The 20,463-nt window shown below is 72.3% G+C and carries 19 protein-coding genes; 10 read left to right on the forward strand and 9 right to left on the reverse strand.

What is annotated here, in order from left to right; translation table 11 throughout:
• Nucleotides 1-5 precede the first annotated feature (5 nt).
• The gene (locus H4W80_RS59440; protein ID WP_192793080.1) at nucleotides 6-863 is read right to left on the reverse strand and encodes a helix-turn-helix domain-containing protein; all 858 of its coding nucleotides are present in this window, start codon (nucleotides 861-863) and stop codon (nucleotides 6-8) included.
• Between the two features lie 113 nt (nucleotides 864-976).
• Here H4W80_RS59440 and H4W80_RS59445 point away from each other — a divergent pair, with 113 nt between their 5' ends.
• Complete coding sequence (locus H4W80_RS59445) at nucleotides 977-1,561, forward strand: NADPH-dependent FMN reductase (RefSeq protein ID WP_318787587.1); 585 nt, start codon at nucleotides 977-979, stop codon at nucleotides 1,559-1,561.
• Nucleotides 1,562-1,565: 4 nt separating this feature from the next.
• Here the strand turns inward: H4W80_RS59445 and H4W80_RS59450 are convergent, their stop codons facing one another.
• From H4W80_RS59450 to H4W80_RS59460, 3 genes are all read right to left on the reverse strand, one after another.
• Nucleotides 1,566-2,555, reverse strand: coding sequence for a hypothetical protein (locus H4W80_RS59450; RefSeq protein WP_192793082.1), 990 nt, complete (start codon nucleotides 2,553-2,555; stop codon nucleotides 1,566-1,568).
• Nucleotides 2,545-3,135, reverse strand: a complete 591-nt coding sequence (locus H4W80_RS59455; protein WP_192793083.1) for a copper resistance CopC family protein — start codon at nucleotides 3,133-3,135, stop codon at nucleotides 2,545-2,547. The genes H4W80_RS59450 and H4W80_RS59455 overlap by 11 nt, the downstream gene beginning before the upstream one ends.
• A gap of 97 nt (nucleotides 3,136-3,232) precedes the next feature.
• Nucleotides 3,233-3,784 carry a hypothetical protein gene (locus H4W80_RS59460; protein ID WP_192793084.1) on the reverse strand — a complete coding sequence of 184 codons (552 nt, stop codon included), beginning with the start codon at nucleotides 3,782-3,784 and terminating at the stop codon, nucleotides 3,233-3,235.
• 430 nt (nucleotides 3,785-4,214) lie between these two features.
• Here H4W80_RS59460 and H4W80_RS59465 point away from each other — a divergent pair, with 430 nt between their 5' ends.
• The 4 genes from H4W80_RS59465 to H4W80_RS59480 all read left to right on the forward strand — a co-directional run bounded on the left by H4W80_RS59465 (nucleotide 4,215) and on the right by H4W80_RS59480 (nucleotide 7,275).
• Complete coding sequence (locus tag H4W80_RS59465) at nucleotides 4,215-4,925, forward strand: hypothetical protein (protein ID WP_192793085.1); 711 nt, start codon at nucleotides 4,215-4,217, stop codon at nucleotides 4,923-4,925.
• A gap of 104 nt (nucleotides 4,926-5,029) precedes the next feature.
• Nucleotides 5,030-5,674, forward strand: a complete 645-nt coding sequence (locus H4W80_RS59470) for a response regulator transcription factor (RefSeq protein ID WP_192793086.1) — start codon at nucleotides 5,030-5,032, stop codon at nucleotides 5,672-5,674.
• Between the two features lie 93 nt (nucleotides 5,675-5,767).
• A complete protein-coding gene (locus H4W80_RS59475; RefSeq protein WP_192793087.1) occupies nucleotides 5,768-6,196 on the forward strand; it encodes an ATP-binding protein in 429 nt (142 codons plus the stop codon).
• 80 nt (nucleotides 6,197-6,276) lie between these two features.
• On the forward strand, nucleotides 6,277-7,275 hold the full coding sequence (locus tag H4W80_RS59480; protein WP_225964302.1) for a PAS domain-containing sensor histidine kinase: 999 nt from the start codon (nucleotides 6,277-6,279) through the stop codon (nucleotides 7,273-7,275).
• Here the strand turns inward: H4W80_RS59480 and H4W80_RS59485 are convergent.
• On the reverse strand, nucleotides 7,270-8,454 hold the full coding sequence (locus H4W80_RS59485) for an acetate/propionate family kinase (RefSeq protein WP_192793089.1): 1,185 nt from the start codon (nucleotides 8,452-8,454) through the stop codon (nucleotides 7,270-7,272). The genes H4W80_RS59480 and H4W80_RS59485 overlap by 6 nt on opposite strands.
• Nucleotides 8,430-10,733: a phosphoketolase family protein gene (locus H4W80_RS59490; protein WP_192793090.1), complete on the reverse strand. Its 2,304-nt coding sequence runs from the start codon at nucleotides 10,731-10,733 to the stop codon at nucleotides 8,430-8,432. Before H4W80_RS59490 ends, H4W80_RS59485 begins: the two co-directional genes overlap by 25 nt.
• A 61-nt stretch (nucleotides 10,734-10,794) precedes the next feature.
• Between H4W80_RS59490 and H4W80_RS59495 the strand changes: the two genes are divergently transcribed.
• The 5 genes from H4W80_RS59495 to H4W80_RS59515 all read left to right on the forward strand — a co-directional run bounded on the left by H4W80_RS59495 (nucleotide 10,795) and on the right by H4W80_RS59515 (nucleotide 16,669).
• Nucleotides 10,795-12,501, forward strand: a complete 1,707-nt coding sequence (locus H4W80_RS59495) for a dihydroxy-acid dehydratase (protein WP_192793091.1) — start codon at nucleotides 10,795-10,797, stop codon at nucleotides 12,499-12,501.
• Between the two features lie 186 nt (nucleotides 12,502-12,687).
• Complete coding sequence (gene pgi, locus H4W80_RS59500) at nucleotides 12,688-14,319, forward strand: glucose-6-phosphate isomerase (RefSeq protein ID WP_192793092.1); 1,632 nt, start codon at nucleotides 12,688-12,690, stop codon at nucleotides 14,317-14,319.
• 1 nt (nucleotide 14,320) lies between these two features.
• The gene (zwf, locus tag H4W80_RS59505; RefSeq protein WP_192793093.1) at nucleotides 14,321-15,724 is read left to right on the forward strand and encodes a glucose-6-phosphate dehydrogenase; all 1,404 of its coding nucleotides are present in this window, start codon (nucleotides 14,321-14,323) and stop codon (nucleotides 15,722-15,724) included.
• A 53-nt stretch (nucleotides 15,725-15,777) separates the two neighbouring features.
• Entirely contained in the window at nucleotides 15,778-16,128 is a 351-nt protein-coding gene (locus tag H4W80_RS59510; RefSeq protein WP_192793094.1) for a spore germination protein GerW family protein, read from the forward strand.
• A 1-nt stretch (nucleotide 16,129) separates the two neighbouring features.
• Nucleotides 16,130-16,669 carry a cupin domain-containing protein gene (locus tag H4W80_RS59515; RefSeq protein WP_192793095.1) on the forward strand — a complete coding sequence of 180 codons (540 nt, stop codon included), beginning with the start codon at nucleotides 16,130-16,132 and terminating at the stop codon, nucleotides 16,667-16,669.
• Between the two features lie 589 nt (nucleotides 16,670-17,258).
• Here H4W80_RS59515 and H4W80_RS59520 read toward each other — a convergent pair.
• The 3 genes from H4W80_RS59520 to H4W80_RS59530 form a co-directional block, all read right to left on the reverse strand.
• Nucleotides 17,259-18,458 carry an MFS transporter gene (locus tag H4W80_RS59520; protein ID WP_192793096.1) on the reverse strand — a complete coding sequence of 400 codons (1,200 nt, stop codon included), beginning with the start codon at nucleotides 18,456-18,458 and terminating at the stop codon, nucleotides 17,259-17,261.
• Nucleotides 18,459-18,573: 115 nt separating this feature from the next.
• The gene (locus H4W80_RS59525; protein WP_318787588.1) at nucleotides 18,574-19,479 is read right to left on the reverse strand and encodes a sugar ABC transporter permease; all 906 of its coding nucleotides are present in this window, start codon (nucleotides 19,477-19,479) and stop codon (nucleotides 18,574-18,576) included.
• Entirely contained in the window at nucleotides 19,476-20,462 is a 987-nt protein-coding gene (locus H4W80_RS59530; protein WP_192793097.1) for a carbohydrate ABC transporter permease, read from the reverse strand. Before H4W80_RS59530 ends, H4W80_RS59525 begins: the two co-directional genes overlap by 4 nt.
• Nucleotide 20,463 lies beyond the last annotated feature (1 nt).

Raw genomic sequence — 20,463 nt, forward strand, 5'->3', positions numbered from 1 at the left:
GGCGCTCAGCCGCTGACGGCGCGCAGGGCGCCCGGGAGGCGGCCGGTCAGGCGGTCGAGCGCGGCCGAGGTGGCGGCGTCGGCCGGCAGGTAGACGACCACCCGCTGGTCGTCGTAGGAGAGCTCCAGCTGCTCGCGCTGGAGCCGCAGCTCCCCGGCCACCGGATGCGCCAGCCGTTGCACGGGGGCCGGCGCCAGCGGGACGGGCGGCCGGGCCAGTCGCCCGCTGAACGCCTCGCCCGCCGCGAACGACAGCTCCGCGACCAGCTCCTCCGTGAACGGGTCGGCCTTGGTGGCCGCCAGCTTGAGCGCGGCCGCGTGCTCGTCGGCCACGCGGTCCCAGTCGGGGTAGGCGGCCCTGGCCCGCGCGTCGGCGAACACGTACCTGACCAGGTTGGGCGGATCGCCGTCGAGCAGCCCCACCGGGCCGTACAGCCGCTCGAACCCCGAGGTGCGGGCGAGCACCTCGCTCACCCGGTTGAGCAGCACGGCAGGCGCGGGCTCGAGCCGGTCGAGCACCGCTCGCACCGTCGGGCGCACCCTGCGGGCCGGAGCCTGGGCCGCGCCCGGGCACAGCCGCACGTCGCCGCTGGCCACCTTGGCCAGCTGACGCACGTGGACGCGCTCCTCCTGCGTCAGCCGCAGCGCCTCGGCCAGCGTGATGAGCACCTGCGTGGACGGGTTGCGGTCGCGGCCCTGCTCCAGCCTGGTCAGGTATTCGACGCTCAGGCCCGCCAGAGTGGCCAGCTCGGACCTGCGCAGCCCCGGCGTGCGCCGCCGCGGGCCGCCGGGCAGCCCGACGTCCTCGGGCTTGACGGCCTCCCGGCGGGAGCGCAGGAACGCCCCCAGTTCGTTGTCACCCACGGTCCACGAGTCTAGGCCCGCAGCCCGGCCCGTATCGTGGCCCCGCGAGGGCCAGTCTCAGCCCGGCCTCCCTCGCCTGCCCGGCGTCCACGAGCCTGTGACGCATGGAGAACATGACATTGGCAGTGATCACCGGCAGCGTTCGCGAAGGGCGGTTCGGCCCCAGGATCACCGAGTGGCTCACGGAGCGGGCGCGCACGCACGGGCTGTTCGACCTCGACGTGATCGACCTGGCGCTGACGCCGCTGCCCGCGGTGATGCCCGCCACCCCCGAGGAACTGGCCGACGTGGAGTCCCGCCCGGCGGCGCTCAGGCGGCTGGCCGCGCGGCTGGCGGCGGCGGACGCGTTCGCGGTGGTGACGCCGGAGTACAACCACAGTTTCCCGGCCTCGCTCAAGAGCGCCATCGACTGGCACTTCACGGCCTGGATGGCCAAGCCGGTCGCGCTCGTCTCCTACGGCGGGTTCGGCGGCGGGGTGCGGGCGGCCGAGCACCTGCGGCCGGTCTTCGCCGAGGTGCACGCCGTGACGATCCGCAACACGATCAGCTTCGACCAGCACTGGAGCCGGTTCGGCCCCGACGGCGAGCTGCTGGACCCGGAGGGGCCCGACGTCGCCGCCAAGGCGCTGCTCGATCAGCTCGGCTGGTGGAGCAGGGTGCTGCGGGACGCCCGCCGGACCACCCCCTACGTGGCCTGAGGCCCTAACACAGGGCCATCGCGGTCTGCCACACGCCGGGCAGCGCCGCCAGGACCAGGTCCCCCTTGCGGCGCCGGTCCCGGCGCGTCTCCGCCCCCAGGTCGGCCAGCAGCTCGCGGAAGCCGTCCTCGTACCCGTGCTCGCCCGCCGCGGCCCGCTTGGCCAGGCAGCGGGCGTAGGTGGCCACCAGCCAGAAGACCGCCTCCCGGTGCAGGCCGCGCCGGATGAGCTCGCGGGTGCCGTCGATGGCGATGGGCCGCGCCGGCGGGGTGATGTCCGAGTCGAACGGGTAGGAGGGGACGCGGACGGCCGCCGCGGCGTCGAACACCTTCTCCAGCACGGCCAGGTGCCGCTCGACCCGGGCCGCGCTCAGGTGGGCGGCGCCCAGGAGTTCGAGCAGGCTCTCGTGGAAGTCCAGCCGGCCGTGCTCGGCGAGCAGCTCGCGCACAGCCACGTAGCGGCGCCGGATCGTGGGGTTGCGCAGCGCCGCCACCAGCAGCACGTGGGTGGTCACCCCGGTGCCGAACAGCCACGAGTTGACCTGGTCGGGCAGGGGCGCCCGCTCGTCGATGCCGTTGATGAACCCGCGCACCCGGTCCATGGCGTTGGTGCACCGGGCCAGGATCCACGGCCGCTCGGCGAAGTCGCGCGAGACCACCCGCTGGATCTCGGTCAGCCGCCCGGACGGGTCGGCCAGCACGCAGGGCAGGTGGAAGCTGCCGGCCAGGTGGTAGTCGCTCAGCACCTCGTGCGTGGAGCCCACCTCGGAGACGGAGGAGACCTCCAGCAGGACCCCGCGGTAGGCGAACTTGCCCAGCCGGGCGGGCTGGTCCGCGATCACGACGACGTCCACGTCCGAGGTCGCGGCCAGCTCGGCGGCCGGGTCGGCCCACAGGGCCGACCCGGTCAGGAAGGCCCCGTCGAAGCCCGGCAGCGCGGCGCCTTCCTCCAGCACCCACTGCCGAGCGATCTGTCTGGCTTCCTCAATCCGCATCAACTTCCTCCCGATCTGGGCCGCGGCGCGCGGTCCGGATCAGAACGAACGCGCCCAGCACGACAAGCACCGCCAGCCCGCCCCAGATCCAGCCGGGAACCCCCGCGGAGGCCGCGGGCCGCTCGCCGGCCGCCGCGGCGGACCCGACCGCCTGGGGCGGCGTGCTCGCCGTCGGCCCCCCGCCGATGGACGAGGGCGAAGCCGATGGAGAAGGTGATCCTTTCACGCTGAAGGGGATTTCGCCCTCAATGGGATGCCCGTCGGACGAAACGACCCGCCAGGCGATGACGTACGGGCCCGGCGGGAGCGGCTGCGGGACGTCGGTGAGCACTTTCGGCCCGTCGAGCACCGGCTTGCCGAGCAGGACCTCCTTGCCCGCCGCGTCGTGCAGCACGACGAACGGGAACTTCACGCTCGCGCTGTATTCGAGCTCGATCTCGTCGACCGAGCCGACCTGGGAGTTCTTGGCAGGCGAGCTGCTCTTGAGCGCGTCGTGCGCGAACGCCGGCGACGCCGGGAATATCAGGATGAGGGCGCACGCGAGCGCCGCCCCGATGATGTGCCGTGGCAGGAACGCCATGATGGGTCTCCAGAACGATCTCCCGGACGCGCGCGCGGCGCCGTCCGGACACAGGCAAGGGTACGCGCCCCGCCGGGCGCGCCAAGGGACTTGTGGGTCAGCCGAAGCGCCCGGGCCCGTGGGGTGGGCCTCGCCTGAGGATCGCGCCGGAAACGGTCCTTCCCGCGTACGCGGTCAGGTAGGGGGTGACCGGCCGCCACGAGGGCCGGCCGGCCTCGACCGGGACGGCGGCGGGCAGCGCGACGATCGGCCGCGGCGCGCCGTACAGGCGGATCATGAGCCACAGCGCGCGCTCGCCCCGGTGCAGCCACCAGGCCGTCAGCGCCGCCATCGTGAGATGGACCAGCGCCATGCCGGGCGCGGGATGCCCGTGCGCCGGACCGGCGTCGGCGGCGGGCGTGAGCCGCTCGAAGAGCTGGTGCATCAGCATCTGGGTGCTCACGGTCGCCACCAGCACCGCCGCGGGGCCGCGTTCGCGCCCGTCGACCAGGTACGCCAGCCCGAGCGCGGCCAGCACCCCGGCCAGATAGACCTGGAACGGCACCGGGCCGCCGCCCGCCAGCGCGTGCCCGCCCGCCGACACCGCGCCGCAGACCGTCGCGAACACGACGGCCCGCACAAGGCGCAGCACTGACGACGCGGAGGACACAGCCGATATTCTCCTGGAAGGTCGGGAGAAATTCTCAGATTTCCATCGGGAATTACCCATTTGGCCGGTCCGGGCGGCCCCGCGATCGGCGTCGTAGCAGGTCATCCAGCTCTTGTCCGACGCTTCGGGACAAGGGCCCCGCGACGCCGGAACAGCGCGATGTGCGTTTGTGAAAGAGACGGCCTGCTATTGACACTTTTTCACCGGCGCTTTCCCAGCATGGGATATTCGCCTGCGGCGTGGCGTTGAAGAGCGCCTCGCCGCAACTGTAACCATCGTACCGATCTTGTCGGCCCGCTCGGCGGGCGGCACAGCCGGACCCTGGCCTGACGCATCCCGAAAGGTACGGTACATGTCCACTCCCAATTCACGGACAATTGCCCCAGCCAATTCCACCCGGACCAAGGCGCGTCACGCGATGAGATGGGCGATGAGCGGCTCACTTTCGATGGCCCTGGTCGCCGCCCTGGTGCCGGCGGCGAGAGCGCAAGACGATCCCGAGAGCATCGAGCGCACCGCCGAATCCGGCGAAGCCGCCGGCACCGCCGAAACCGCCCCCGCCGCCACCACCCCCGGAACCGCCGACAACCTCGACCGCCGTCGCCGCCACCGCCGCTTCCCTCTCATCCACGGTGACAGATGCAGCCCGCACCTGTTCTTCAAGGTGCACACGCTCTCTCCGCGGAACTTCTTCCTGCCCCGCACCAACTACGTGGACGGCCCCGGCGGCACGGTCACGGCGTCGGTCACCCGGGAGCACGAGGTCCGCGCGTTCCTGGAGACCGAGAACGAGCGGGCGTTCGACATCGAGACCGAGCGGCCGGAGGGCGTCAACGCCGCCAACCTGGTCCGCCAGCTCCGCCACTTCCGCCGGATGGGCCTTCCGCACCTCGAAGAGCGTCACATGGTCTTCACCGGCCACGAATACAGCCGGGAGATCACCAAGGGGATGTACGGCCATCTGTGGTACCGGGTCTTCGGCTACCGCGTCGGCTGGTCGGCCTGGCGGGTGATGGGCACGTGCCGCGACGTCAGGGTCGCCAGCGGATACGCCAACATCCCCGCCAGGGTCGAGGGCTGGCGCTACTGGGAGACCAAGTACCCGACCTTCAAGCACCGCCGCCTGCCCTGGAAGCCGTGAGCGTACGGCGCCGTTGGCCACGGGCGCGGGCCGTGGGACACTGCTCATGGCGCCGGGCAGGCGTGCGCCCCGTGCGGGCCGGGAGACCGCGGACAGAGGCAGACATGGCGACTCCCCCTTCGATCCGGGTGGTTCTCGTGGAGGACCACGCCATGGTCGCCGAGGCCATCGGGCTGGCGCTGGAGCGGGTGCCCGACATCGAGGTGGTGGCCCAGACCGGCAGCGTCGCCGGGGCGGTGGCCGAGACCGGCAGGTTCCAGCCGGACGTCGTCGTGCTCGACCGGCGGCTGCCCGACGGCGACGGGATCGCGGCCATCGGGCGGCTGGCGGCGGCGGCGCCCAGGGCGCGGGTGCTGGTGCTGACCGGCGAGGCGACCGTTTCCGTGGCGGCCCGGGCGGTGGCGGCCGGTGGCGCCGGGCTGGTGGTGAAGTCGTCCCGGCTGGGGGAGCTGGAATCGGCGGTGCGGGAGGTGGCGGCCGGCGGGGTGGTGTTCGCGCCCGGGCTGCTGCCCGGGGTGCTGGACCGGCTGACCGGTCGCGCGGGGCGCGTGGGGTCCGCGCTGACGGGTCGCGAGCGGGAGACGCTGCTGCTCCTGGCCGAGGGCATGGGCGCGCGCGAGATCGGCGAACGGCTCGGCGTGGCCCGCAACACGGCGCGCAACCACGTGCAGCACGTGCTGGAGAAGTTGGGCGCGAGGTCCAAGCTGGAGGCGGTCGCGCTGGCGCGCAGGGAAGGGCTGCTCGACTGACGCATTTGCACCATCTCGCGTCCCACAGGTGTACCAGGCGCCTTGGGGCGGATGCGTCTCGTGATCGGATAATGGCTCCCCGAAAGTAGAGGGGTGGTCAGCGAGAAGACCGGGCAGTACCAGGTGGACACGCCTCTGCCGAAGGAGATGGACAGCATCACGGCGGCGCGCCGGATCGTGCGCCGGGCCCTGGCCGAGTGCGGCTACCGGGGCCACCACGAGGACGTCCTGCTCGTGGTGTCGGAGCTGGTGACGAACGCGCTCGTGCACGGCGAGGGCCCGCCGTCCCTGAGGATGCGGGGCAGCGCGGTACGGGTGCGGATCGAGGTGGGCGACGCGGGGGAGCGGCTGCCCGAGCCGCGCGAGCCCGGTCCGTCGAACGGCTGGGGGCTGCACGTCGTCCGGCTCCTGTCCATCGGCTGGGGGATCACGCCCGCCGACGGAGAGGAGGGCGGAAAGGTGGTGTGGTGCGAGCTGGCGCCCCGCCTCGCCCCGCTCCAGGCCCGCGCTACCGACAGCTGAACCTGGCGGGCAGGTTTGGGCCATCGGGCCACGTCGTGAAAAGCTGCAGTATGGCCGTGGATAACCTTCCACAAGCGGATATGGAGCTACTTGTCCAGAGCATCCGCGATTACGCCATCTTCATGCTCGACCCCCGCGGCAGGATCGTGAGCTGGAACGCCGGAGCCCAGCACATCAAGGGATACACGGCCGAGGAGATCATCGGCAGCCACTTCTCCGTCTTCTACCCGCACGAGGACGTCGCGGCCGGCAAGCCGTTCAGGGGGCTGGAGGCGGCCGCCGCGGACGGCCGCTGGGAGGAGGAGGGATGGCGGGTCCGCAAGGACGGCACCAGGTTCTGGGCCAGCGTGGTCATCACCGCGCTGCGCGACGGGCGCGGCGAGCTGCGCGGGTTCGGCAAGGTGACGCGTGACCTGACCGAGCGGCGCAGCATGGCCAGGGCGCTGGACGAGCGCGGCCTGCTGCTCGCCCGCCTGGTCCAGGCCCAGGAGCGCGAGCGCCGCCGCATCGCCTCCGACGTGCACGACGACACCATCCAGTCCATGGTCGCCGTCGGGATGCGGCTGCGGGCGATGGAGGACGGCCTGCCCGAGGAGCACGCGGCCGGCGTCCGCGCGCTCGGCGACGCCGTCGAGGCCGCCGTGGGGCGCCTGCGCGACCTGGCCTTCCGCTTACGCCTGCCCGGTGAGGGGCTGGCGGAGGGGGTCGCCTCGTACCTGGAGCGGGAGATGGCAGGGGTGGCGTACGAGCTGGTGAACCGCCTGGACGGCGAGCCGCCCGCCGAGACCGCGATCACCGTCTTCCGCATCTGCCAGGAGGCCCTGACGAACGTCCGCAAGCACGCCGGGGCCGTGGCCGTCGCCGTGGAGCTGGCCTCGCTCGACGGGGGCGTCCACGTCCGCGTGCGCGACGACGGGGTCGGGATCACCCGCCGCGACGGCAGGGACGGCCACTTCGGGCTGATCGAGATGCGCGAGCGGGCCGAGACGGCCGGCGGCTGGTGGAGCATCCGCGGCGCGCCCGGCGCGGGCACGACGGTGGACTTCTGGGTGCCGGCCGTCGCGCGCCGGCGGTCATGATCCCCGCGTGATCAGCGCGAGGGCCTGGCGGGCGATCTCCCACTCCTCGTCCGTCGGGATGACGAGCACGGCCACCTCCGCGCCCGACGGCGAGACCGCCCGTTCCCGCGCCGATTCCGCCTGGTTGAGCGTGGGGTCCACGGTGACGCCGAGGCGGTCGAGCCCGGACAGGGACTCGGCGCGGGTGGCCGCGTCGTGCTCCCCGACCCCGCCGGTGAACACGATCGCGTCCACCCGCCCGAGCAGCGCGTAGTAGGCGCCGACGTACTTGCGGATGCGCCGCGTGTAGACCGCCAGGGCCAGCCGGGCCTCGGCGTCGTCGCGGGCGCGCACCTCGCGCATGTCGCCCGTCCCGGCCAGCGCCAGCAGGCCGCCGTGGCGGTCGAGCCCGCTCTCCACCTGCCGCGCGTCCATCCCGTTCACGCGCGCCAGGTAGCCGGTGAGCGCGGGGTCGACGTCGCCCGAGCGGGTGCCCATGACCAGCCCCTCCAGGGGCGTCAGGCCCATGGAGGTGTCGACGCTGCGCCCGCCGGAGATCGCGGTCGCGCTGGCGCCGTTGCCCAGGTGCAGCACGATGAGGTTGAGGGTGGCCGGATCGCGGCCCAGGAAGGCGGCGGCGCGGCGGGAGACGTACGCGCAGGAGGTGCCGTGGAAGCCGAAGCGCCGCACGCCGAGCCGCTCGCGCCAGTCGCGCGGCACCGCGTACGTGTACGCCTCGGGCGGCAGCGCCAACTGGAACGCGGTGTCGAACACCGCCACCTGCGGCACCCCCGGGAAGGCGCCGCGCGCCACCCGGATCCCGGTGAGGCTGACCGGATTGTGCAGGGGCGCGAGCGGCGCCAGCTCCTCGATCGCCCCGATCACGCCGTCGTCGACGAGCACCGCCTCGGTGAACCGGGTCCCGCCGTGCACGACGCGGTGCCCGACCGCGACCGGGTCCAGCTCCGGCCCCGCCGCCTCGAACGCCTTCATGACCGCGGTCAGCCCCGCCTCGTGCCCGGGGAACGGCTCCTCCGACACGTAAGGAGGCCGGCCCGCGGCGTGGTGGGTCAGCCGCCCGCCCTCCTCGCCGATGCGCTCCACCAGCCCCCTGGCCGGGCGCTCTCGGGTGTGGACGTCGACGAGCTCGTACTTGATGGACGACGAGCCCGTGTTCAGTACGAGGATGCGCCCGGCCACGTCCACGACCTGATCTCGGGGGTGTCCTCGCCGGTCTCCCGCGTGTGGGCGCGGGCCCGCAGCCGCTCGTCACTCATGCGCTGGCGCAGGTGCGCCGCCGTGGTGCCGAGCCCGGGCACCCGGTCGATGACGTCCATGACCAGGTGGAAGCGGTCGATGTCGTTCATCATGGCCATGTCGAACGGCGTCGTCGTGGTGCCCTCCTCCTTGTAGCCGCGCACGTGGATGTTGTCGTGGCCGTTGCGGCGGTAGGTGAGCTGGTGGATCAGCGACGGGTAGCCGTGGAAGTCGAACACGACCGGCTTGTCGGCGGTGAAGAGGGCGTCGAACTCGGCGTCCGACATGCCGTGCGGGTGCTCCGTGGGTGGCTGGAGGCGCATGAGGTCCACCACGTTGACGACCCGTACTCTCAGCTCGGGCAGGTGCTCGCGCAGGATCGCGGCGGCGGCGAGCGTCTCCTGGGTGGGCACGTCGCCCGCGCAGGCCAGCACCACGTCCGGCGCGACGCCCTCGTCGGTGGAGGCCCACGGCAGGATGCCCAGGCCGCGCGTGTTGTGCGCGATGGCCTCCTCCATCGTGAACAGGTCCAGCACCGGCTGCTTGCCCGCCACGATCACGTTGACGTAGTCGCGCGAGCGCAGGCAGTGGTCGGCGACCGACAGCAGCGTGTTGGCGTCCGGCGGCAGGTAGACCCGCACCACGGACGCCTTCTTGTTGATCACCACGTCGAGGAAGCCCGGGTCTTGGTGGCTGAAGCCGTTGTGGTCCTGCCGCCACACGTGGGAGGACAGCAGGTAGTTGAGCGAGGCGACGGGCCGCCGCCAGGAGATCTTCTGCGAGGACTCCAGCCATTTCGCGTGCTGGTTGAACATGGCGTCCACGATGTGGATGAACGCCTCGTAGCAGTTGAACAGCCCGTGCCTGCCGGTCAGCAGGTAGCCCTCCAGCCAGCCCTGGCACAGGTGCTCGCTCAGCACCTCCATCACCCGGCCGCCGGGGGCCAGGTGCTCGTCCGTCGGCAGCACCTCGGCGTTCCACGCCCGGTCGGTGGCCTCGAACACGGCCGAGAGCCGGTTCGACGCGGTCTCGTCCGGCCCCATCAGCCGGAACGTCCGCGGGTTGGCGATGATCACATCGCGCAGGAACCCGCCCAGCACCCGCGTCGGCTCGCTCGACTGCCCGGCGGGCGCCTTGACCTCGACCGCGAGCCGGCGGAAGTCCGGCAGCCGCAGCGGCTCCAGCAGTTCGCCGCCGTTGGCGTGCGGGTTGGCGCTCATCCGGCGGTTGCCGCGCGGCACGGTCTCCAGGACCTCCCGCACGGGGGCGCCGCCGGAGTCGAACAGCTCCTCCGGCCGGTACGAGCGCATCCACTGCTCGAGCATGGCCAGGTGGGCGGCGTTCTCGCGGACGTTGGGCAGCGGCACCTGGTGCGCCCGCCAGGTGCCCTCGACCTGCTTGCCGTCCACCTCGCGCGGCCCCGTCCAGCCCTTCGGCGTCCGCAGGACGATCATCGGCAGCCGGTCGGCCCTGCCCTGCTTGTAGGCGGCCATCCGGTCGAAGACCGTGTCCAGGGTGCGGGCCATCTCCTGGTGATCCGGCCCCACCACGTGCGGGCTGTAGCCGTAGCCCTCCATGAGCTTGAGCAGCTCGGTTTCCGGTATGCGGGCGAGCACGGTGGGGTTGGCGATCTTGTAGCCGTTCAGGTGCAGGATGGGCAGCACGATGCCGTCGCGGTCGCGGTCGGTGAACTTGTTGGAGTGCCAGCTCGCCGCGAGCGGGCCCGTCTCGGCCTCGCCGTCGCCGATGACGCAGGCCACGACCAGGTCGGGGTTGTCGAATGCGGCCCCGTACGCGTGCGCGAGCGAATATCCCAGCTCCCCGCCCTCGTGGATCGACCCCGGCGTCTCGGGCGCCACGTGGCTCGGGATCCCGCCGGGGAAGGAGAACTGGCGGAACAGCCGCCGCATGCCCTCCACGTCCTGCGAGACGTCCGGATAACGCTCCGAGTAGGTGCCCTCCAGCCACGCGTGCGCCACCGCGGCGGGGCCGCCGTGCCCGGGACCGGCGATGTAGATCATGTCCTGGTCCCGCTCCCGGATCACCCGGTTGAGGTGGGCGAAGCAGAAGTTCAGCCCCGGCGTGGTGCCCCAGTGGCCGAGCAGGCGCGGCTTGATGTGCTCGGGCCGCAGCGGCTCGCTCAGCAGCGGATTGTCCAGCAGGTAGATCTGCCCGACCGACAGGTAGTTCGCCGCCCGCCAGTACGCGTCGATATGGTCCATCCTCTGCTGCTTCCTCCACAGAACGTGCTGAATCCCCTATACGCCGGATAAGGTGCCGAATATGGCATTCAGGAGTTCGCGCTGGTATTCGGGTGACGACCGCAACTCCTACATCCACCGGGCATGGATGCGGCGCGGCCTGCCCCGCGAGGCGTTCGAGGGCGGCAAGCCGCACATCGCGATCGCCAACACCGCCTCCGACCTCACCCCCTGCAACTCCCACCTGGACGAGGTCGCCGGGAGCGTCGCCAACGGCGTCTGGGAGGCCGGCGGTGTGCCGCTCAACCTGCCGGTCGTCTCCTTGGGCGAGACCAACGTGCGCCCCACCGCCATGCTCTGGCGCAACCTGGCCGCCATGGCCACCGAGGAGATGCTGCGCGCCAACCCCATCGACGGCGTGGTGCTGCTCGGCGGCTGCGACAAGACCATCCCGTCGCTGCTCATGGCCGCCTCCTCCGTGGACCTGCCCGCCGTCGTGATGCCCGGCGGCCCCATGCTGACGGGGCACTTCCGCGGCGCGCCGCTCGGCTGCGGCACCGACGTGTGGCGCCTCAGCGAGGAGGTACGCGCGGGCACGCTGTCGCGCGAGGCGTTCCTGCGCTCCGAGTCGTCCATGATCCGCAGCCGCGGCCACTGCAACACGATGGGCACCGCCTCCACCATGGCCTGCATGGCCGAGGCCCTGGGCATGACGATCCCCGGCACCGCGGGCACCCCCGCCCCCGACAGCCGCCTGCTCGAACGCTCCCACGAGACCGGCCGCCTGGCCGTGGACCTCGTCCTTCAGGGCCGCCGCCCCAGCCAGGTCATGACCAGGGCCTCGTTCCTCAACGCCATCGTGACCCTGGCCGCCGTCGGCGGCTCCACCAACGCCGTCGTCCACCTGCTGGCCGTCGCCGGCCGGCTCGGCGTGGACCTCACCCTGGACGACTTCGACCGCACCGGCGCCGGGGTGCCGCTGCTCGTGGACCTCCAGCCCGCCGGACGCCACCTGATGGACGACCTGTTCCGGGCGGGCGGCCTGGCGGCCGTGCTCAAGGAGGTCGAGGACCTGCTCGACCCGGAGGCGATCACCGTCACGGGCCGCCCCCTCGTCGAGCACCTCGCCGGGGCGGAGATCTGGGACGAGAGCGTCATCAGGCGCCGCTCCGACCCGCTGCTGCCCGACGCCGGCATCGCCGTCCTGCGCGGCAACCTCGCCCCCGGCGGCGCGGTGATCAAGCCCGCCGCCGCCTCGCCCGAGCTGCTGCGCCACCGCGGCCGGGCCGTCGTCTTCGACAGCATCGAGGACGTGTACGCCCGCCTCGACTCGCCCGACCTCGACATCGACGAGACCTCGGTGCTCGTGCTGCGCGGCTGCGGCCCCAAGGGCTACCCCGGCATGCCCGAGGTGGGCAACCTGCCGCTGCCCGCCAAGCTGCTGGAGAAGGGCGTGCGCGACATGGTGCGCATCAGCGACGCCCGCATGAGCGGCACCGCGTACGGCACGGTCGTCCTGCACGCCGCGCCCGAGGCGGCGGCCGGCGGTCCGCTGGCGAAGGTGCGCACCGGCGACCCGATCGTGCTCGACGTGGCCGCCCGGCGGCTCGACGTGGACCTCCCCGACGCCGAGCTGGCCGCCAGAGAGCCGGTGAAGATCGGGCACGCCCGGCCCGTACGCGGCTGGGAGCGCCTCTACGTGGAGCACGTCACCCAGGCCGACCGCGGCGCCGACCTCGACTTCCTCATCGGCTCCAGCGGCGACCACGTGGGCCGCGAATCCCACTGAGCCCCAAAAACTCCGCTCCGCCGTGCGCGGAATGAACCCCCGTGGGTAAGCGGTTCCCATGGCAGATCTGCGAAGCTGGCTGACGCCCGGTCCTAACGAAGCACGACACTCGTGCGTCGGTCAGACGAGCGGGTTCCCCGTCGGCGGGGACAATGGTGATCCGGTTTGGCGACACGAGGAGGAAGCGTGAACGGCGACATCACCCAGAGCCAGGAGTGGGCGGCTCTCGGCAAGCACCATGAGGAGCTGGCGGGCAGGCAGCTGCGGGAGCTGTTCGCGGAGGACCCGGGCCGCGCCGGGCGCATGACCGTGACCGCCGGCGACCTCTTCCTCGACTACGCCAAGCAGCGCGCCACCGGCGAGACGATCGACCTGCTGGTGGCCCTGGCCGAGCGGGTGGGGCTGCGCGAGCGGATCGCCGCGATGTTCGGCGGCGAGCACATCAACGTCAGCGAGGACCGCGCCGTCCTGCACGTCGCGCTCCGCCTGCCGCGCTCCGCCGAGCTGGTCGTCGACGGGCAGGACGTCGTCGCCGACGTGCACGCCGTGCTCGAGAAGATGAGCGCCTTCGCCGATCGGGTCAGGTCCAAGGAGTGGAAGGGCGCCACCGGCAAGCCCATCGAGACCGTGGTCAACATCGGCATCGGCGGCTCCGACCTCGGCCCCGCCATGGCCTACGAGGCGCTGCGCGACTACGCCGACGCGGGCGTGGCGGCCAGGTTCGTCTCCAACATCGACCCCGCCGACATCACCGGCAACCTCGCCGGCCTCGACCCCGCGACCACGCTGTTCGTGGTCAGCTCCAAGACCTTCACCACGCTCGAGACGCTCACCAACGCCCGCGTCGCCCGCGCCTGGCTGGTCGAGGCGCTGGGCGAGGACGCGGTGTCCAAGCACTTCGTGGCCGTCTCCACCAACGCCGCCAAGGTCGCCGAGTTCGGCATCGACACCGACAACATGTTCGGCTTCTGGGACTGGGTCGGCGGCCGCTACTCCTACGACGGCGCCATCGGCCTCTCCCTGATGATCGCGATCGGCCCCGAGCGGTTCCGCGAGATGCTGGCCGGTTTCCACACCATCGACGAGCACTTCCGCACCGCCCCGTTCGAGGCCAACATGCCGGTGCTGATGGGCCTGCTGGGCATCTGGTATAACGACTTCTTCGGCGCCGAGACCCGCGCCGTGCTGCCCTACAGCCAGCGGCTGCACCGCTTCCCCGCCTACCTGCAGCAGCTCACGATGGAGTCCAACGGCAAGTCCGTGCGCGCCGACGGCACCCCCGTCCCGGTCGCCACCGGCGAGATCTTCTGGGGCGAGCCGGGCACCAACGGGCAGCACGCCTTCTACCAGCTCCTCCACCAGGGCACCCGGCTCGTGCCCGCCGACTTCATCGGCTTCGCCGAGCCGTTCGAGGACCGCGAGGGCATGCACGACCAGCTCACCGCCAACCTCCTCGCCCAGACCTCGGCGCTGGCCTTCGGCAAGACGGCCGACGAGATCGCCGCCGAGGGCACGCCGCCCGAGATCGTGCCGCACAAGGTGATGCCCGGCAACCGGCCCACCTCCACGATCCTCGCGCCCAAGCTGACCCCCTCGACGCTGGGCCAGCTCGTGGCGCTCTACGAGCACATCGTGTTCGTCGAGGGCACGATCTGGGGCATCGACTCCTTCGACCAGTGGGGCGTCGAGCTGGGCAAGAAGATGGCGCTCGACCTGGCGCCCGCGCTCACCTCCGAGGACCCGCCCACCGGGCTCCCCGACGCCTCCACCGAACAGCTCGTGCGCAGATACCGCGAGCTGCGCGGAAGGCGGGCCTGACATGCGCCACGCGTCCGCCAACGAGCACAGGCGGGGGGTGGAGCGGGCGGGGGCGCTGGTGCTGTTCGGCGTCACCGGCGACCTCGCGCGCAAGATGATCCTGCCCGCCCTCTACCGCCTGACCGCCGACAACCGGCTCGACCTGCCCATCATCTGCGTGGCCAAGACCGACCTCGGCCTCGACGGGCTGCGCGAGCACGCCCGCCAGGCCGTCGGCGGCGTGCACGACGCGGCCTTCGACAAGCTCGCCGGCAACCTGCGGCTGGTCGCGGGCGACTACCGCGACCCCGAGACGTTCGCCAGGCTCCGCGAGGAGACGGCGGGCAAGGGCTTCCTCGTCCACTACCTCGCGGTGCCGCCGGCGCTGTTCGCCACGGTCGCCGAGGGGCTGGCCGGGGCCGGGCTCAACCACGACGCCCGGCTCGTCGTGGAGAAGCCGTTCGGCCACGACCTCGCCTCGGCCCGCGAGCTCAACGAGGAGCTGCTCAAGCACTTCGACGAGGACCACGTGCGGCGGGTCGACCACTTCCTGGCCAAGGAGCCGGTCGAGGACCTCATGGTGTTCCGGTTCGCCAACACGCTGCTGGAGCCCATCTGGAACCGCAGCCACATCCGCAGCGTCCAGATCACCATGGCCGAGGACTTCGACGTGCGCGACCGCGGAGCCTTCTACGACGCCAACGGCACGATCCGCGACGTGGTGCAGAACCACCTGCTGCAGCTGCTGGCCATCCTCGCCATGGACCCGCCGCCGTCCACCGACGCCCGTGCCCAGCTCGACGAGAAGTGGCGGGTGCTGCGCGCCGTGCAGGCCATCGACCCCGCCGACGTCGTACGTGGCCAATACTCCGGCTACCTCGACACCGGCGGCGTGCGGCCCGGCTCCACCACCGAGACGTTCGTCGCCCTGCGCGCCTACATCGACAACTGGCGCTGGGCCGGCGTGCCGTGGTGCATCCGCTCCGGCAAGGGGCTGCCGACCACCGACCTGGAGATCGTCGCCGAGCTGCGCAAGCCGCCGGTGACGATGTTCCACGGAGGCGACGCGCCCCCCGGGCCCAACCTCATCAGGTTCCGGCTCCAGCCGGACGCGGGGGTCACCTTCGACCTGCTGGCCAAGGAGCCGGGCAAGCAGCACACCAGGCCGGTGCCGGTCAGCGTCGACTTCACCAAGGTGCTCGGGCCGATGGAGGCCGCCTACGAGCGCGTGCTGGCCGACGCCGTCAGCGGCGACCCGCGGCGCTTCGCCAGGTTCGACCTGGTGGAGGAGTCGTGGCGGATCGTCCGGCGGGTGCTGGACCTGCCGGAGCGGCCGCTGCCGTACGAGCGGGGCTCCTGGGGGCCCGAGGCGGCCGCGAAGATCGCGCCGGGCGGCTGGCACGAGATCTCGACGACGTTCGACTGACGCCGGAGCGACCCCGGTGGCGAGAGGGGCGAGCCGTGGTTGACGATGGTGGGATGGACATCATGAAGGTGGTCGAGCAGGCGAAGGACGCCGCGACCGTCAAGCGCGTCTTCGGTGAGCCCGTCCAGCAGGGCGACGTCGTCGTCATCCCGGTCGCCCGGATCGTCCAAGGGGGCGGCGGCGGGGACGGCCGGGGCAAGGGGGAGAGCGGCGAGGGCGGGGGCAGCGGCGGCGGCTTCGGCTTTAGCGCCACGCCCGCGGGCGTCTACGTGCTGAAGGACGGCGAGGTCAGCTGGCGGCCCGCCGTCGACGTCAACCGCATCGTGCTCGGCGGCCAGATCGTGCTGATCGTGGCGGCGCTGACCGTCCGCTCCATTCTCAAGAAGCGGCGGCGCAGGCGCTGACGTGCTGATCGACCTGCTCGACGCGGAGCTGCCCACCCGGGACTTCCTGATCCCGGGCTCCAACCTGCCGGTGCGCCAGACCCGGCTGGACGGCATGTCCTCGCTCGTCCGCTTCCCGCCCGGCTGGGCCCGGCCCCGGCGCGGCCACTACCTGGCGGGGGAGGAGTTCGTGCTGCTGGAGGGCGAGCTGTGCGTCTCCGGCATCACGTACGCGGCCGGGCAGCACGGCTGGCTGCCCGCCGGGACGCTGCGCCACTCCGGCGCGGCGCCCGGCGGCGCGCTGGCGTTCACGGCCTTCGCCGGTGAGGACACCTGGGTGCCCAGCGACCTGGACGAGCCGGACGGCCCGAGCCTGCGCACGCCCCTGGAGAGCGTCGTCATCCCCGAGGGCGGGCTGCGGCTCACCCCGCACTCCGTCCTGCTGGACACGCCCGTCGCCATCCCCGGCCCCGCCGAGATGATCACCGTGCCGACCTGGACGTGGGAGCGGTCGGCCTTGGTCCCCGAGGGCCGGGTCCTCGTGAGGCGGGCGCCTCTGTGACGGAGTTCGCGGCCTTCGGGTGATCGGTGCCGCCCGGTCCCAATTCCGCGGTTGCCGTCCGCCGCCCCGCTGCCTCCGTCCGCCGCCTCTCCGCGTCCGTCCGCCGCCTCGCCGTCTCCGGGCGCCGCGCCACCTGCCGGCGGGCCGGGGCGCCGGATCCGGCGGGCTAGGGTGCCGGATCCGATGGGCGAGGCGGTCCGATGGGCGAGGCGGTCCGATCGGCCGAGCCGACGGCACTCGGCGTCCGGCGGTCCGGCAGCCCGCGCCTCTCAGCCGCCTGCTGGGGCCGCGCCGTCCAGGGCCATCCCGGCTGCTGCGGGCCAGGAGTGCCGGAGGCGGCGGGCGTCATGACGGCTCGGCCACCGTCCGCACCGGGTGACAGCCCGCGCCCACCCGATCCGGCCTCCGCCCCCTCGGTCCGCCCCCTCGGCCGCCGTCGACGCGGCGCCTGCGCGGGTGCGAGGCCCCGTGGTCAGGCGGCGCTCGGTGCCCGGTGATCTGGGAGGGCCGATCAGGAGATGGCGGGCGTCCGATGGTTCGGGAGGGTCGATCAGGAGATGGCGGGCGTCCGATGGTTCGGGAGGGTCGATCAGGTGGTGGCCGGCGTCCGGTGGTCCGGGAGGGCCGGTTCGGTGGTGGCCGGCGTTCCGCGGTTCGGGAGGGCCGAGCCGGCCAGCAGGACGGCGAGTCCGGCCAGGGTGATCCCGGCGCCGACCCAGAGAGGTGAGACGAACCCGAACCCGGCCCCCAGGGCCAGCCCGCTCAGCCAGGCGCCCAGCGCGTTGCCGACGTTGAAGGCCGCGATGTTGGCGCCGGAGGCCATCGTGGGCGCGTCCTGGGCGTACCGCATGATCCGCAGCTGCAGCCCGGGCGCGGTGGCCAGGCCGACCGCGCCCATCAGCAGCAGCGAGACGACCGTCATGACCTGGCTCTGCGCGGTCAGCGCGAACACCGCGAGCACCGCGGTGAGCAGCGCCAGGATCGCGGCCAGCGACGTGTTCAGCGCCCGGTCGGCGAGCTTGCCGCCGACGAAGTTCCCCGCGAACGTGCCGGTCCCGAACAGCACCAGCAGCCAGGGCACCGTGGCGGCGGCGAAGCCGCTGACCTCGGTGAGCGTGAAGGCGATGTAGGTGAACGCGCCGAACATGCCGCCGAAGGCGAGCACGGTGACCGCGGTGGAGACCCAGACCTGCGGCCGGCGGAACGCGGCCAGCTCGCCGCGCAGGCTCGTCCTGGCGGGCGCCGGCGTCGGCGGGACCAGCAGCCGGATCCCGGCCAGCGCGACCAGGCCGATGACCGTGATCGCCCAGAACGTCGAGCGCCAGCCGAGCTGCTGGCCGAGCAGCGTGCCCAGCGGCACCCCGAGCACGTTGGCCGCGGTCAGCCCGGCGAACATCAGCGCGATGGCGCCGGCCCGCCGGTTCGGCGCGACCATGTCGGCGGCGACCACCGATCCGACGCCGAAGAACGCGCCGTGGCACAGCGCCGCGACGACCCGGCCCGCCATCAGCACCGGGTAGACCGGTGCGATCGCGGAGATCAGGTTGCCCGCGGCGAACAGCACCATCAGCGCCAGCAGCACCTTCTTGCGGTCGAACCGGGCGATGGCCGCGGTGAGTCCGATGGCGCCGACGGCCACGCTCAGCGCGTAACCAGAGACCAGATATCCGGCGACCGGCTCGCTGACGCCGAAGTCCGCCGCGACCTCCGGCAGCAGACCGATGATCCCGAACTCGGTGAGCCCGATGCCGAAGCCCCCGAGTGCCAGGGCGAGAAGCCCGACAGGCATGACAAAACCCTCCATTGCAGTGCGTCCGCGTTTATGCGGCGTCTGCAATTATTGCCAGCGCTGCCTGACCGTCACCAGTGGCCGGTGAGCCACTATCCGAAAAAATCCGGCCATCTCAGGACTTCGTCGCGCCGGCCGTGAGGCCGGTGACGAGGTGGCGCTGGACGAGGAGGAAGACGGCGCCCGCCGGGATGGCGATGAGCACGGCCGAGGCGGTCATCAGCCCCCAGTCGGACCAGTGCTGGCCGACGAACTGCTGCAGCCCGACCCCCAGGGTGCGCTTGTCCTCCTGGGACATGAACACGGTGGCGTAGCCGACCTCGCCCCAGGCGGTCATGAAGCAGTAGAACGCGGTCACCGCGATCCCCGGCCGCGCCAGCGGCAGCGCCACCCGCCAGAACGTGCCGAACGGGGTCAGCCCGTCCACCATCGCGGCCTGGTCGATCTCCACCGGCACGGTGTCGAAGTAGCTCTTCATCATCCAGGCGCAGAACGGCACGGAGATCGTCATGTACGCGATCACCAGCCCGGGGATCTGGTTGAGCAGCCCCAGTCCGGCCATCAGGTTGTAGAGCGGCACGATGAGGATGGCGACCGGGAACATCTGGGTGATCAGCAGCAGCCACATCACGGAGCGGTGCCCGGGGAAGCGGAAGCGGCTGACGGCGTACCCGGTGGTCGCGGCCAGGAACACCCCGCCCAGCATGGTCAGACCGGCGGCGAGCACGCTGTTGAGCAGCCACCGCGGGAACTCGGTCGCGCTCAGCACACGGACGTAGTTGTCGAGCGAGGAGTGGTCGAAGAGCCGCAGCTCCGCCGACAGCCAGCTGTCGCGCGGCTTGAGCGAGGTCAGCACCAGCCAAACGACCGGGAACAGCGAGACGGCCACGGCGAGCAGCAGGCCCGCGTGCAGGCCGATCGAGGCCAGCGGGCCTCGCTCGCCGCGCCCCCGCCCCTGCCCCCGCCCCTGCCCGCGCTCGCGCCCCCGCCCTGGCCCGTGCGTGCGCGTCGTCGTGCTCACCAGGGATCTCCTTGACTACGCAACGTGCGGCGGTAGCCGATCGCCAGCACCACCAGCATGAGGAGGATGATCACGCCCCAGGCGGCCGAGCCCGCGTAGTTCCGCACGCCGGTGAAGGCCTCGCGGAAGGCGTAGGTGACCAGGATCTCGGTCTCGCTTCCGGGGCCGCCCCGCGTCACCAGGAAGATGATCGGGAACATGTTGAACGTCCAGATCGTGCCGAGCAGGATCACCGTGGACGACACCTGGCGCAGCCCCGGGAGGGTGATCGCCCGGAACCGTTGCCACGCGTTCGCCCCGTCCACCTCGGCGGCCTCGTACAGCTCGGCCGGGATCGACTGCAGGCCGCCGAGCATGGCGACCATCATGAACGGCACCCCGATCCACACGTTCACCGCGATCACCGCGATCTTGGCCGTGGTCGGGTCGTCCAGCCAGCCCACCGCGGGCAGCCCGGCCGCCTTCAGCAAGCCGTTGATCACGCCGTAGTCGCTGTTGTAGAGGTAGCGCCAGACGAAGGCGGCCACGAAGGCGGGCACCGCCCAGGGCAGGATCAGCAGCACGCGGTAGACGGAGCGGAAGCGCAGCCGGCGGTTGAGCATCACGGCCAGGCCGAGGCCGATGCCGTAGTGCAGGCCCACGCAGACCACCGTCCACACGACGGTCCAGGCGAGCTTGTCCCAGAACAGGCCGGAGGTCAGGATCCGCAGGTAGTTGTCCAGGCCGACGAACTCGTAGGTGGCCGGGATGACGTTCACGCCGATGGTCCGGCCGATGTTCGCCTCGGTGGCGTCCGTCAGCGACAGGTAGACCCCGCGCGCCAGCGGCCAGCCGATCAGCACCGCCATCACGACCACCACCGGCGCGATCATCGCCCACGCGTACCAGTGGGCCGACAGCGCGCGCCGTAACCGCCCTGGCCTGTCGTGACGGCCACGAGCCCCCTCGCCCGCGGCCGCCACGCGTCCGGTCGAGACCGCCACC

Origin of the sequence: Nonomuraea angiospora, assembly GCF_014873145.1 — a bacterium.
Lineage (GTDB): Bacteria > Actinomycetota > Actinomycetes > Streptosporangiales > Streptosporangiaceae > Nonomuraea > Nonomuraea angiospora.